We start from the raw sequence: 12,157 nt of genomic DNA on the forward strand, positions 1-12,157 counted from the left end.
CCCCGCCGGAGCGGGGCCTTCGCCATGCGGTCTGGGGGACGGGCGCGAGCGCGCGTTCCGAGGAGCGCCCCCGGCAGCGCCGAGGTCAGATGGTCGCCTCGGCCTCCGCCGGCCAGCTCATCCTGATCTGGACGCCCTTCGGGGTGGTGGCGATCTCCACGTCGTCGGCGAGCCCGGCGATGACCGCCAGGCCGAGTTCGGCGGTGCCCTCGCCCAGATCGAAGTCCAGGTCGTCCTCGTCGGGCCGGGCCGGCGGCCCGCCCGCCGCGTCGTCCCCGGGCACGGCGTCGCTCACCGTGACCTCGAAGCGGCGGCCCGCCCCGGTCAGCTCGAGCCGGACGGGCTCGTCCGGGCAGTGCAGGCGGTGCGCCTCCACGGCCCGCGAGCACGCCTCGCCGACCGCCAGCCTCACCTCGTCGAGCAGCGCCTCGGCGACGCCGCTGCGGCGGGCCACCGCGGTCACGATCAGCCGGGCGGTCCGGACGTGGACGGGCAGCGCACTGAAGGAGAGTTCAACGGTCGCCATCGTGGTGTCAGGCCGCCTACTTCGCGCCCTTGCGCTTCTCCTCGGCCTCGGCGATCGAGTCGTGGATGCCGAAGACCTTGGTCAGCCCCGTGATCCGGAAGATCTTGAGGATGCGCTCCTGGGTGCACACCAGCTCCAGCGAGCCGTCGTGCGCGCGGACCCGCTTCAGCCCGCCGACCAGGACGCCGAGGCCGGTCGAGTCCAGGAACTCGACCTTCTCCATGTCCACGAGCAGGTGGAACTTGCCCTTGTTGACCAGGTCGATGAGCTTCTCGCGAAGCTTCGGCGCCGTGTAGACGTCGATCTCGCCCTCCACGTTGATGACGGTGAGGCCATCGTCGGTGGTGTAGTCGTTCACCTTCAGGTCCACAAATCCTCCAGCGCCGTGCAGCACAATCCGATCCCGCCCTCCGGGCTCCGCGGCGGCGGCCCGGGCGGCGAGACATCGCCGTGATTCAACCACGCTCCGGCGCGGCGCACGCACGTTATCGACCAGTCGGGCGAAAGTTCGCGCCGTCCCGTCTGACCTGCTGATCCACAGATGAGCACAGGGGGAACGGGCCCACCGGCGCCGGGGCGTTCCCGTTGTTTTGCCCCGGCTGGCAAACTGAAAACCTGATGGCCGCCCAAAGATCTTCAACCCCTCTCGACCGGCTGCTCGCCGACCCGTCGCGGCGGGACCGCATCACCCATGTGGAGCGCGTTCCCGCACGTGAGGGCCGCCGTGCACCGTGGCCGTCATGGTCGCCCCCGCTGCTCGTGGACCGGCTGGCCGCCGCCGGGATCGAGGCCCCGTGGGAGCACCAGGCCGCCGCCGCGGAGCACGCCCGCGCCGGCCGCTCTGTGATCATCGCCACAGGAACCGCGTCCGGGAAGTCCCTCGCCTACCTGCTGCCCTCCATCGAGGCGATCTATGCGGGCGAGGACGACCACCGCCGCGAGGGGACGATCCTCTACCTGTCGCCGACGAAGGCGCTGGCCGCCGACCAGCTCCGCGCGCTGCGCGCCCTGCGGCTCACCCGCGTCCGCGCCGCGACCTACGACGGCGACACCCCCCGGGACGACCGCTCCTGGGTCCGCCAGCACGCCAACTACGTGCTGACCAACCCCGACATGCTGCACCGGTCGATCCTGCCCGGGCACTCCCGCTGGTCGTCGTTCCTGCGCCGCCTCCGCTACGTCATCGTGGACGAGGCCCACGGATACCGCGGGGTCTTCGGCTCGCACGTCGCGCAGGTCCTGCGCCGCCTCCGCCGCGTCTGCGCCCGCTACCACGCCGACCCCACCTTCATCCTGGCGTCCGCCACCACGTCCGAGCCCGCGTCCACCGCGTCCCGCCTCACCGGCCTCGACGTCGTCGCCGTCGACGACGACGCCTCGCCCCGCGGGCCGGCCACTTTCGCGCTGTGGGAACCGCCCCTTACCGACCTGCGCGGCGAGCAGGGCGCCCCCGTCCGCCGCACCGCCACCGCCGAGGCCGGCGACCTCCTCGCCGACCTCGTCGTCGAGGGCGTCCAGACCCTCGCGTTCGTCCGGTCCCGGCGCGGCGCCGAGTCCGTCGCGCTCGGCGCGAAACGCGCGCTCCACGAGGTCGCGCCCGCCCTCGCCGAGCAGGTCGCCGCCTACCGCGCCGGCTACCTCCCCGAGGAGCGCCGCGCCCTCGAAGCCGCGCTGCGCTCCCGCTCCATCGTGGGCCTGGCCAGCACGAACGCCCTCGAACTCGGGGTCGACGTGTCCGGGCTCGACGCCGTCCTCGTCTGCGGCTGGCCCGGCACCCGCGCGTCGCTCTGGCAGCAGGCCGGACGCGCCGGACGGTCCGGGCAGGCCGCCCTGTCCGTCCTCGTCGCCCGCGACGACCCCCTCGACACCTTCCTCGTCCACCACCCCGAGGCGATCTTCGGGACGCCGGTCGAGGCGACCGTCCTCGACCCCGACAACCCGTACGTCCTCGAACCGCACCTGTGCGCCGCCGCGTCCGAGCTCCCCCTCACCGAGGACGACGCCGCGCTCTTCGGGCCGTCCACCGCCGACCTGCTGCCCGACCTCGTCCGCCGCGGGTTCCTGCGCCGCCGCCCCAACGGCTGGTACTGGACGCGCCGCGACAAGGCGTGCGACCTCGCCGACATCCGCGGCGCGGGCGGCGCGCCCGTCCAGGTCGTCGAGACCGCCACCGGACGCCTGCTCGGCACCGTCGACGAGGCGTCCGCGCACACCACCGTCCACGACGGCGCCGTCTACATCCACCAGGGCGACTCGTTCATCGTCCAGACCCTCGACCTGGAGGACTCCGTCGCGCTCGTCGAGGCCGCCGACCCCGACTACTCCACCACCGCGCGCGACGTCACCGACATCACCATCGCCGAGACGCTCCGCTCCACCTCCTGGGGCGACGCGACCCTCTGCTACGGCACCGTCGACGTCACCAGCCAGGTCGTCGCCTACCAGATGCGCCGCGTCCAGACCGGCGAGATGCTCGGCGAGAAGCCCCTGGACCTGCCGCCCCGCACCCTGCGCACCCGCGCCGTCTGGTGGACGCTGTCCGAACCGCAGGTCGACGCCCTCGGCGACCTCGACCTCGCGGGCGCCGCGCACGCCGCCGAGCACGCCTCCATCGGCCTGCTCCCGCTCTACGCCACCTGCGACCGGTGGGACATCGGCGGCGTCTCCACCGCCGTGCACCCCGACACGGGCCTGCTCACCGTCTTCGTCTACGACGGGCACGAGGGCGGCGCCGGCTTCGCCGAACGCGGCTACGCCGACGCGGCCGCCTGGCTCCGCGCCACCCGCGACGCGATCGCGTCCTGCGAGTGCGACTCCGGCTGCCCGTCCTGCATCCAGTCCCCCAAGTGCGGCAACGGCAACGACCCGCTCGACAAGCAGGGCGCCCTGACCCTCCTGGCCGTCCTCCTGCAAGCCGCCCCCTGACCGCACGCCCGCGCACGTCGACGCGACGGCCGGAAACGGGAAGCGCCCGCTCCCTCTGCTTCGACCGGCTAGTTCGGTGCGACGCGCTGCGCGGGGACGGACGGCTGCTCGTCGAGCCCGCGGCGGGCCTGCGCCAGCGCCTGCTGCAGCTTGCGGCGTTCGAGCTCCAGCGTCTGCAGCGACTCCTCGTGCTCGTCCCGCAGGTCCCGCAGCTCCCTGCGGATGTTCATGCTGCGCCGGAACCCGAGGGCGGCGATCCCCGCGCCCGCCATGAACACGATGGCGACGACGACGCCCGCCAGGAACAGGTGCCACTGCTCCGTGACGCCGGGCACCTCGTGCCCGAACGCGGTCACATGGACCTCGCCGGTGTTGCCCAGGATGACGGCCACGGCCGCGGCGATGGCGACGAGCGTGACGACCAACCCCAGAATGATCATGCGGAGGGTCTCCTCTCCAGTGCCGGACAATGCGGGGGAATTCCGACTGGCAAGGCAGCCTAGACCGTTCTCAATCCCCGTCCAAGACCACACCTGCCTCCCCCGCCGCACCGCATCGTCGATGCGCCCCCCGCCGCCCACCCGTGTCGTGGCCGGTCGATGAGGCGATGGGAGCTACTTGCGGCGACGTCCGCGGCCGGAGGAACGGCGCTTGCCCGGGGCCTTCCCGGAGGACGGCCTGGCGATCTGGACGTCCACACCGCCCGACTTGCCCAGCGCCGCAGGACGCCGCGCGGCCCTGCTCTTCGGCTTCGGCTTCGACGCCTTGGCCGCCGACGCTCCGCCGAGGACCCTCGTGTCACCGGCGCGGGCGCCCGCGGCCGCCTTCACGGACCCGGTCTTGGCGATGGCCTCGGCGCGGGCGATCCGCTCGCGGGCGCTCTTGACGCGCTTGCGCCCGCTCCCGTTGCGGGCGATCCGCGCGGCCATCCCGAGGCTGTTCGATCCGGCCTGGGTGACGCGCAGCCGCCGCGTCCACGTGCCGAGGTGAGCCGCGACGATCAGCAGGACCAGCGCGATCCCGACGCTCTTGCCCCACTGCAGCCGGTCGGTCGCCGCGACGTTCACGGCCTTCGGCGCGTCCGTCGCGATCTGCGGCGCGGGGTAGGTGAGGCCGGGCGTCGCGCCGTCGGGCTGGACGGACGGCAGCGTAACCGGCGACTCGTTGTTGAACGGCGTCAGCGGGGTGGACGTGCTCGGTCCGGTGGTCCCGGTCGGCAGCGACGGCGCGGAACCGGTCGGCAGGCTCCCGGTGGCGCCGCCCGCCACGGCACTGGCCGTCGCGGGGGACGAGAGCAGCGAGCCGCCCGTCCCGGTCGACCGCCGGGCCCGCACGCCCACGGAGACCGTCCCGGTCGACCGCGTCAGCGACAGCCTGGCGGAGCAGCTCGTCCCGGAGCAGAGCGAGCCCATCGACCCCGACTTCGAGCCGACCCCGGATCCCGACAGGGAGTAGCCGAGCAGGTCGTCCTCATAGCCGCGGTTCCACTTCACCACGACCTTGCCGCCGGACACGCTCGCGGAGACGCCGGTCGGCGCGGCGGGCGCGATCCGCACGGTGAAGGTGTTGGAGTCGTAGACCTGGTTGGTGATCGAGCCCTTGAGGTAGGCCTTGTACTTGCCGTTGCGGCGCAGCTCGAGCGGGGCCGACAGGTCGCCGGCCCAGCTGCTCTCCTTAAGGAACGTGTCGCCGATCCCGGGACCGTCGACGCGCAGCTGCATCTTCAGCGCGAAGTCGTAGTGCGCCTTCACGGTGACGCTCGTCCCGCTGGTGATGACGGCGCCGTTCGCGGGGCTGATCACCGCCGTCGTCGCGGCGTTCGCGGGCAACGCCCCGAGAACCGGGATGCTCATCGCAAGGGAAGCCGCGAGCGCGACTGCACCGATCCTGCGAATGATGGTCACGGCCTCAATCCCTTCGACAGCGTCCTGCATCTCCACCCGCTGAGGACGACGCTCGCGGGGCGCACTGTGCCGAGTGATGACTATGGGCTCAGGGCAGCGTAACGTACCGGACGGTAGGAAAAATCACAGGAAGATGACAAAGAGGTCGCGGATACCGGGTCCACCTCACGCACCTCCCTATTGACACTCAGTGCAACGAGTCGCGCCGGGCCAGGTTACGCCCTCTCACCCCACGGGGCCAGCCCGGGCCCTCGACCGGACGCGAACGGCACCGCCCCCGAGCGGCACTCGCAGCGCCACCGTCACCTCCACATCGACGACCTCGCCGCGGACACGGCACCGCGCCATCCGCGCCCCGGACCTCGCCGCGACCTCGCGCGCGCTCCCGCACACGTCCGCCGCCCCGTCCGCCGCCCGCGCCGCACCGGCCAGCGCGGCGAGGTCCGCCGCCGCGTCCCCCCGATGCCGCGCCGCCCGCACCCCGCCGACCCCGACGGCCGCCACACCACCGACCCAGATAACGACCATGAACGCCACCACCCAGACAGTCCCCGCCCCCCGATCACACCCCCACCTCCCCCAAACCCCCCGCCCGCACCTCACAACCCACCCCCTTCCAAAACCAGCCCCACCAGAACACCCACCAACCCCCCTTCTCCTCGCCCCCCTTCCTCCAAGCCCCCGTTACGCCTGCCGCAGCACCCGGCCAGTCGCCTCGCCACGCCGTGACGCCGAATTCCGTAAGGCCCACCTCACCGCGCCCCCGGTCCCGTCGTGGGCGCCCAGTTCCACCTCGGCACGCGAGTCCGCCTAGGCACGCCTCCTAGCTGACACAGCGGCCGACTCAACACGACGTCCCAACTCGACACGACGGCCCGGCCCAACACGACGGCCCGACTCGACACGTTGCGCCGTGCCACGCCTGGGGACGCGGGAGTGGTCATGTCGCGGGGGTGGGGTCGGTTGCGGCGCCTGGTTCCGTGGCGGCGGCGACATGGGCGTGGACGGTCAGGGGCGGCAGGCCGGTCGCGGCCGGAGGTTCGACCGGCGCGGAGACGTCGACCTCGACGGTCGCGGCGTCGCGGTGGACCGTCACCGTGGCGTGCGGCGGGACCGCCTTGACCACCAGCTCCCGCACCGCGGCGAGAGACTCGCCGCGTGCCGCCGCCCGTGCGCCGGTCCGCGCGGCGTCGGTGCAGGTGAGCTGGACCGACGCGACCGCCACGCCCCAGAGCGCGATGGCGGTGACGAGCACCAGGCTGGGCAGAGCCAGCGCGATCTCGGCCGTCACCATGCCCCGGTCACGGGCGCCACGGCCTACCCGGCCATCTGCAGGGCCTTCTTGATGATCCCGGTGAGCATGGTGTGGACCTCCGGACTCGTGACGATCTTGAAGAGCAGGGTCGCGAACGCCGCGGCGGCGATGGTGCCGACGGCGTATTCGGCGGTGGACATTCCTCGGTCTCCGGAAAGGCGCCGCCATCTCCGCACCACCATCTGTTTCGCCCGCATGGGGCCTCCTTGTTCTCCTTGGGGACGCCCGATCGCGTCTGATCCCAGGCTCGGGTGCGGCGGATCCGGTCACCAGGTGAACCGCGTTCTGTGGATAACTCGACGCGGTCACCACGGCAGGAGGATGGTCGAGGCGATTCCGGCGATCGCCGGCACCACTCCGAGCAGGACGAACGCGGGCAGGAAGCACAGCCCCAGCGGTGCGAGCGCCCGCACGCCCGCAGCGCGGGCACGCGCGGCCGCCGCCGTGCGCGCCACGCGCCGCTGATCCCGCGCGAGGCGTCCGAGGGACGGCGCCAAGGCCGCGCCGCTGGAGACGGCCCGAACGGCGGTGCGAGCCAAGGGCGCCAGGACCGGCTCCTCGGTGAGCGCGAGCCATGCGTCCACGGGGTCGGCGCCGAGACGGATCTGGACGGCCACGCCGCGCAGTTCCGCACCAAGGGGACCGCCGACCGCGTCCGCGACGGCCTCGACGGCGTCGTGCCAGGGGGCACCCCCGCGCAGGCACGCGGCAAGGAGGTCCACGGCAACCGGAAGGTCCGCGATGAGTCGGGCCTGCCGTCGTCGCTGGTCGGCGCTTCCGAGCCGCCCGAAGGAGTACCGGACGGCTGCGGCAACGACGACGCCGAGCGCTCCACCCATCAGCCCGCCGAAGGCCACCCAGCACAGGACACCGCCCACCAGGCACGCAGCCCGCCGCAATGTCGCCTCGCGCCGCCCGTTTTCGGCGCGCTCTTTGGCATCCCCGTTCTCCGCATGCCGTGCTTGGGTTGAATCTGAGGCGTCCGGGTCGCGTGTCCGCGGCCTCGGCGGCGCCTGGTCGAACTGCCTACCGAGTCGACGTCCGGCCGCGTTCGCTCCCTGTGGGAGAAGAAAGCCCGACGCTGCCGCGCAGAGCATCACCATGAACGTCACCATCGTTCCTCCGTTTCTCATGCCCCTCGGCTCGCCGCCGGCCGCCTTCGCGCGATGCGCTTGGCTGCACCTGGTCGGGTCCACGCGGCTGTCGTCCGACGTTCCGAAGCCGCAGCTGTCGGGTCTGCGGCGGCTGCGGCGGCTGCGGCCCAACGTGCTGAAACGACCCGTCCCAGCACTGCTTCGGTGGCCGCTGAGGCGGCGAGTCGCTGCTCCTTCGCCGCACCTGGAGCACCGAAGCGCCGTCGCCCTCCCCGGCGCGGGGCGCCACCTGCATCTCGGTCCTTAGCGACCTGTCAGCGGGCGCGGCCCGTCGCCCACTCGCGGTGGCAGTGTCCTGGGTGTGGGTGCGGCTCGTCTCGTCCTCAGTCAGTCAGCGAGCGACACGGCGGCCACGCTCAACCTCATCGGACGTGTCGCTGCTCCTTCGGCGCACGTGGGGCACCGAAGTTCCGCCGTCCTACCCGGCGCGAGCGGGGGGCGCTGGGCTGGCTGGTGCTGCTATTGGGGTCGGTCAGGGTGAGCGGCGTGGCGGGTGAGGGACGGCGTCATCGGAAGCGTCGCTGCTCCATCTGCACTGCCAAGCTCCTTCGACGCACCTGTGGGCGTGGGCCACCGAGGCATCGTCGCCCTGTTGAGCGGCGTCGTTGTCGGGGCTGGTGAGCGTGAGCGACAGGGTGGGGATGGACCGACCCCCACGAGGCGATTTCCTACTTCATCTGCACTGCCAGGCTCCTGGATGCTGTTGTGGGCGTGGGTCACGGAGGCGTCGTCGACATGCTGGCGAGGTGGTTGAGCGGCCGGACGGTGCCGGTATCGGGGCTGGTGAGGGTGAGCGCGGCGGGTGTGGGACGGCCTCACGGGGCGGTTTGCTACTTCGTCTGCACCGCCTCGCTCCTTTGTTGCGCCAGTCGGTGTGGGCCACCGAGGCGTCGTCGCCATGCTGGCGAGGCCGGTTTGCTGTGCGGCTGAGCGGTGCCGTGGCTGGAAGAGGGTGAGTAAGGCGTGGGCATGGCCAGGCTCGTAGGGCGCGTCGCTGGTTCTGTCGGCGTTGCCATGGCCTTTTTGTGCGCCTGGGATCTGGGGCGGGGTTGGGTTGTCGGTGGCGTCGGGGCGGTCTGGACGGTGTTGCTGGTGGGTTGTCGGGGGAATGGTGCGGCGGTCGCTGCTCGGTCTCACGGAGCGTGACGCTGGTTCGTCGGCGCGGGCCTTGGTGCGTCTGGGAGGTGTCGCGGTGGCGTTGGATTGGTGGCGGGGGCGGGTTGCTGCGTTGTTGGTCATGTGTGGGTCAGGTGGGTGACTCGGCGGTTCTGGCGAGGTGGCGGGTCCAGTAGAGGCCGGTCGCGTTGAAGGCGAGGCCCGTGAACAGGCAGGCGAGGCCGGGGAGGGAGCCGCAGAGGAAGGTGAGGGGATGGGCGCCCAGGGCGGCGGCCATGCCGACGCCCAGGAGGGGGAGCGCGGCGAGGAGGCGGGCCGTCGCGCGGGGGCCGGCCAGTTGGACCGAGACGTCCTGGCGTTGGGCTTCTTCGTCGCGGAGTGCGGCGGCCAGGCCGTCCAGGACCGTGGCGAGGGTGCCGCCGCGTTCGGTGCCGATGCGCCAGCAGGCCGCGAGGAGGCGCAGGCCCTCGCCACCGGGCTCGCAGGCCAGTTCGGAAAGGTGGTCGGGGATCGACGGGGGCGGGCGGCCGGGGGTGAGGAGTTCCGCGGCCACGTGCGGGTCGAGGACGGCCGCGGACAGCGTGAACGCCTCTTCGGGGGTGCGGCCGGCGGCCAGCTCCGCGGCCATCCCATCGCACAGTTCGATGATCGAGGTGCGGCGGCGGGCAGGCCGGGTCCGGCGTTCCTTGAGCACTTCGATGCGGTTACGGAGGGCTGGAGCCAGGGGTGCGGGGGCCGGATCGGCGATGTGCGCTAGGCGCAGGCCGGCGGGGGACGGGCCGAGCAGCAGCCAGGCGGATGCGGCGGAGAAGAGGACGGCGAGCCCGGTCGCGGCGGTCATGGCGTCCACCCCAGCCGGGCCGCCAGGGCGTCGGCTCCCGCGGCGGCGATCGTCTCTCCGGCGGCGGTGAACGTGACGGCGGGCAGGACGCCGACCAGGCCGTTGGCGGCGCGGCGCAGCAGGCACACCTCGGCGACGCGGCGACGGCCGCCGCCGGGTTCGCGGACCAGGTGGACGACGATGTCGAGCGCGGCGGCGAGCTGGCTGTGGACCGCCTCGCGGGAGAGGCCGGCGGCGCACGCCAGCGCCTCCAACCGGGCCGGGACGTCGGCTGCGGTGTTGGCGTGCAGCGTGCCGCAGCCGCCCTCGTGGCCGGTGTTCAACGCCTGGAGCAGGTCCGCGACCTCGGCGCCTCTGACCTCGCCGACCACCAGGCGGTCAGGGCGCATGCGGAGGGCTTGGCGGACGAGGTCGTTCAGCGTGACGCCGCCCGCGCCCTCCACGTTGGGCGGGCGGGCTTCCAGGCGGACGACGTGGGGGTGCGTGGGGCGCAGCTCGGCGGAGTCCTCGACCAGCAGGAGCCGCTCCCCCGGGTCGGCCAAGGAGAGCAGGCTGCTGAGCATTGTGGTCTTGCCGGTCCCGGTTCCTCCGCTGATGAGGAACGCGGCGCGGGTCTCGATCAGGGCGGAGAGCAGGGCGGTGCCTTCGGGCGGGACGGTGCCGGTCGCGACGAGCTCGCCGAGGGTGAAGGCGCGCCGGCGGGGGAGGCGGAGGGAGACGCAGGTGCCATTCGCGGCGACCGGCGGGAGGACGGCGTGCAGCCGGATGCCGCCGGGGAGCCGCGCGTCGGCGTACGGGGCCGCGTCGTCGAGACGGCGGCCCGCGGCGGCGGTGAGGCGCTGGGCCAGGCGGCGCACGGCGGCCTCGTCCGGGAACCGGACGCTGGTGCGGACGAGCCCTTCGCCGGCGTCGATCCACACCTCGCCGGGGCCGTTCACCAGGACGTCCGTGACCTCGGGTGCCCGGAGCAGCGGTTCGAGGGGGCCCGCGCCGACGAACTCGGCGCGCAGTTCGTCGGTGAGCGCGAGGACCTCGCGGTCGCCGAGCAGCCTGTCCTCGGCGCGGAGCGCCGCCGCGACGCGTCCCGCGGTGGCCTCGCCGCCGGCGTCGGCGAGGCGGTCGCGGACGGCGGACGAGAGCCTGGTCATGCCGCCTCCTCGCGGTGGGCGTAGGGCTGCAGGGCCAGGTCGGCGAGGAGGCGGGCGCAGAAGTCGGAGAGGGGGCCGCGGCGGCAGGCGCGGGCGAGGTCGCCCTCCTCGATCGCGGCGGGGAGGCGGCGGTCGCGCTCGTAGACCCCGGCGACGGGGAGGCCGAGCGCCTGCGTGACGGCGCCCGGCGTGAGGCCGCCGGGGGACGGGCCCTGCACGATCAGGCGGAGGTCGGCGGTGTCGCGGCGCAGGGCGGTGGCGAGGCCGTCGGCGGCGACGGTGGCGCGGACCTCGGCCGGGACGAGCAGGAAGGTGACGTCGGCGGTGCGCAGCGCGGCGCGGCCGATGTCGCCGGGGAAGCGGGGCACGTCGGCGATCACCAGGTCGAAGCCGCGGGAGGCGGCGTCGAGCAGGGACAGCACCGCCGCGTCGGCGACCGGGACGGACGCGCCGCGCCGCCACGACAGGACGGACAGGTCGCCGGTGGACGGGAGGGTGTCGCGGAGGGTGGCGGCGTTCAGCCGGCCGTGCCGTTCGGCGAGGTCGGGCCAGCGGGCGCCTTCGTGGCCTTCCAGGCCGAGCATGAGGTCGGCGCCGCCGCCGAGGGGGTCGGCGTCCACGAGGAGGGTGCGCAGTCCGCTGCCGGCGGCGGCGAGGCCGAGGGCGGCGGCCAGGACGCTGGCGCCCACGCCGCCGCGGGAGCCGACGACGCACAGGGTGGTGGCGCGGCCGGCGTCGGGTTCGCTCGCGGCGGCGAACGCGTCGATCAGCCATTGCTCGTGGTCGGGCAGCACGGCCACGTCCTGCGCGCCGATCCGGACGGCCGCCTGGTAGGTCTCGGGCGTGGCGGCGCCGGCGACCAGGACGACGCCGCCGCGGCGGGGCAGGCCGGCGGACGCGACGTCCCCGGCGGCGTCGGCGCCGACCAGGACGAGCGCGGGCCAGGCCCAGGCGGCGCGGGCGTCGGCGGGGGCGGCGACCTCGGCGTGCGCGTCGGCGGCCGCGGCGAGGCGGAGCAGGGTGTCGGCGGTGGCGGGGTCGGCGGTGATGATCAGTGCCGCGATGTTCATCGGTCCTCCTGTGCGTTCAGAGGACTCCAGCGTGCGGCGCCGTGCCGGGCGGGCGGAAGCGTTCCGTGAATTGTGGATAACTCTCCGCGGCCCTCGGGCGGGGCCGGGAGAACGAGGCGGCGGGCGGGCGGTGGCGTGTCCAGATCCTCCACGCCACC

12 protein-coding genes are annotated in these 12,157 nt (G+C 73.7%); 1 reads left to right on the forward strand and 11 read right to left on the reverse strand.

Annotated elements, in window-relative coordinates:
• Positions 1 to 85 precede the first annotated feature (85 nt).
• Both ABZ914_RS35040 and ABZ914_RS35045 read right to left on the reverse strand, forming a co-directional pair.
• Positions 86 to 526 carry an ATP-binding protein gene (locus ABZ914_RS35040; protein WP_190856078.1) on the reverse strand — a complete coding sequence of 147 codons (441 nt, stop codon included), beginning with the start codon at positions 524 to 526 and terminating at the stop codon, positions 86 to 88.
• Between the two features lie 16 nt (positions 527 to 542).
• Positions 543 to 896: an STAS domain-containing protein gene (locus ABZ914_RS35045; protein ID WP_021597910.1), complete on the reverse strand. Its 354-nt coding sequence runs from the start codon at positions 894 to 896 to the stop codon at positions 543 to 545.
• A gap of 248 nt (positions 897 to 1,144) precedes the next feature.
• On the opposite strand from ABZ914_RS35045, the gene ABZ914_RS35050 reads away from it, so the two are divergent.
• Positions 1,145 to 3,451, forward strand: a complete 2,307-nt coding sequence (locus ABZ914_RS35050; protein ID WP_500198519.1) for a DEAD/DEAH box helicase — start codon at positions 1,145 to 1,147, stop codon at positions 3,449 to 3,451.
• Between the two features lie 68 nt (positions 3,452 to 3,519).
• On the opposite strand, the gene ABZ914_RS35055 is transcribed toward ABZ914_RS35050, so the two are convergent.
• The 9 genes from ABZ914_RS35055 to ssd form a co-directional block, all read right to left on the reverse strand.
• Positions 3,520 to 3,891, reverse strand: a complete 372-nt coding sequence (locus ABZ914_RS35055) for a hypothetical protein (protein ID WP_500198521.1) — start codon at positions 3,889 to 3,891, stop codon at positions 3,520 to 3,522.
• A gap of 174 nt (positions 3,892 to 4,065) precedes the next feature.
• Positions 4,066 to 5,304: a hypothetical protein gene (locus ABZ914_RS35060; protein WP_500198523.1), complete on the reverse strand. Its 1,239-nt coding sequence runs from the start codon at positions 5,302 to 5,304 to the stop codon at positions 4,066 to 4,068.
• Between the two features lie 276 nt (positions 5,305 to 5,580).
• Positions 5,581 to 5,958: an Rv3654c family TadE-like protein gene (locus ABZ914_RS35065; protein ID WP_500198525.1), complete on the reverse strand. Its 378-nt coding sequence runs from the start codon at positions 5,956 to 5,958 to the stop codon at positions 5,581 to 5,583.
• Positions 5,959 to 6,295: 337 nt separating this feature from the next.
• Complete coding sequence (locus ABZ914_RS35070; protein ID WP_500198526.1) at positions 6,296 to 6,649, reverse strand: TadE family type IV pilus minor pilin; 354 nt, start codon at positions 6,647 to 6,649, stop codon at positions 6,296 to 6,298.
• 23 nt (positions 6,650 to 6,672) lie between these two features.
• Positions 6,673 to 6,867 carry a DUF4244 domain-containing protein gene (locus ABZ914_RS35075; RefSeq protein ID WP_206699927.1) on the reverse strand — a complete coding sequence of 65 codons (195 nt, stop codon included), beginning with the start codon at positions 6,865 to 6,867 and terminating at the stop codon, positions 6,673 to 6,675.
• A 108-nt stretch (positions 6,868 to 6,975) separates the two neighbouring features.
• A complete protein-coding gene (locus ABZ914_RS35080; protein WP_500198528.1) occupies positions 6,976 to 7,785 on the reverse strand; it encodes a type II secretion system F family protein in 810 nt (269 codons plus the stop codon).
• A 1,285-nt stretch (positions 7,786 to 9,070) separates the two neighbouring features.
• Positions 9,071 to 9,781, reverse strand: a complete 711-nt coding sequence (locus ABZ914_RS35085; RefSeq protein WP_500198529.1) for a type II secretion system F family protein — start codon at positions 9,779 to 9,781, stop codon at positions 9,071 to 9,073.
• On the reverse strand, positions 9,778 to 10,929 hold the full coding sequence (locus ABZ914_RS35090) for a TadA family conjugal transfer-associated ATPase (protein WP_500198530.1): 1,152 nt from the start codon (positions 10,927 to 10,929) through the stop codon (positions 9,778 to 9,780). The genes ABZ914_RS35085 and ABZ914_RS35090 overlap by 4 nt, the downstream gene beginning before the upstream one ends.
• Positions 10,926 to 11,999 carry a septum site-determining protein Ssd gene (gene ssd, locus ABZ914_RS35095; protein WP_500198532.1) on the reverse strand — a complete coding sequence of 358 codons (1,074 nt, stop codon included), beginning with the start codon at positions 11,997 to 11,999 and terminating at the stop codon, positions 10,926 to 10,928. Before ssd ends, ABZ914_RS35090 begins: the two co-directional genes overlap by 4 nt.
• Positions 12,000 to 12,157: the final 158 nt, after the last annotated feature.

This window comes from Spirillospora sp. NPDC046719 (assembly GCF_040645715.1).
Taxonomy (GTDB): domain Bacteria; phylum Actinomycetota; class Actinomycetes; order Streptosporangiales; family Streptosporangiaceae; genus Spirillospora.

Bases quoted from the DNA above. Each gene is read 5' to 3' on its own strand.
- ABZ914_RS35040 (WP_190856078.1), bottom strand. From the start codon at position 526: ATGGCGACCGTTGAACTCTCCTTCAGTGCGCTGCCCGTCCACGTCCGG.
- ABZ914_RS35050 (WP_500198519.1), top strand. From the start codon at position 1,145: ATGGCCGCCCAAAGATCTTCAACCCCTCTCGACCGGCTGCTCGCCGAC.
- ABZ914_RS35055 (WP_500198521.1), bottom strand. From the start codon at position 3,891: ATGATCATTCTGGGGTTGGTCGTCACGCTCGTCGCCATCGCCGCGGCC.
- ABZ914_RS35060 (WP_500198523.1), bottom strand. From the start codon at position 5,304: ATGAGCATCCCGGTTCTCGGGGCGTTGCCCGCGAACGCCGCGACGACG.
- ABZ914_RS35070 (WP_500198526.1), bottom strand. From the start codon at position 6,649: ATGGTGACGGCCGAGATCGCGCTGGCTCTGCCCAGCCTGGTGCTCGTC.
- ABZ914_RS35075 (WP_206699927.1), bottom strand. From the start codon at position 6,867: ATGCGGGCGAAACAGATGGTGGTGCGGAGATGGCGGCGCCTTTCCGGA.
- ABZ914_RS35080 (WP_500198528.1), bottom strand. From the start codon at position 7,785: ATGGTGACGTTCATGGTGATGCTCTGCGCGGCAGCGTCGGGCTTTCTT.
- ABZ914_RS35085 (WP_500198529.1), bottom strand. From the start codon at position 9,781: ATGACCGCCGCGACCGGGCTCGCCGTCCTCTTCTCCGCCGCATCCGCC.
- ABZ914_RS35090 (WP_500198530.1), bottom strand. From the start codon at position 10,929: ATGACCAGGCTCTCGTCCGCCGTCCGCGACCGCCTCGCCGACGCCGGC.
- ssd (WP_500198532.1), bottom strand. From the start codon at position 11,999: ATGAACATCGCGGCACTGATCATCACCGCCGACCCCGCCACCGCCGAC.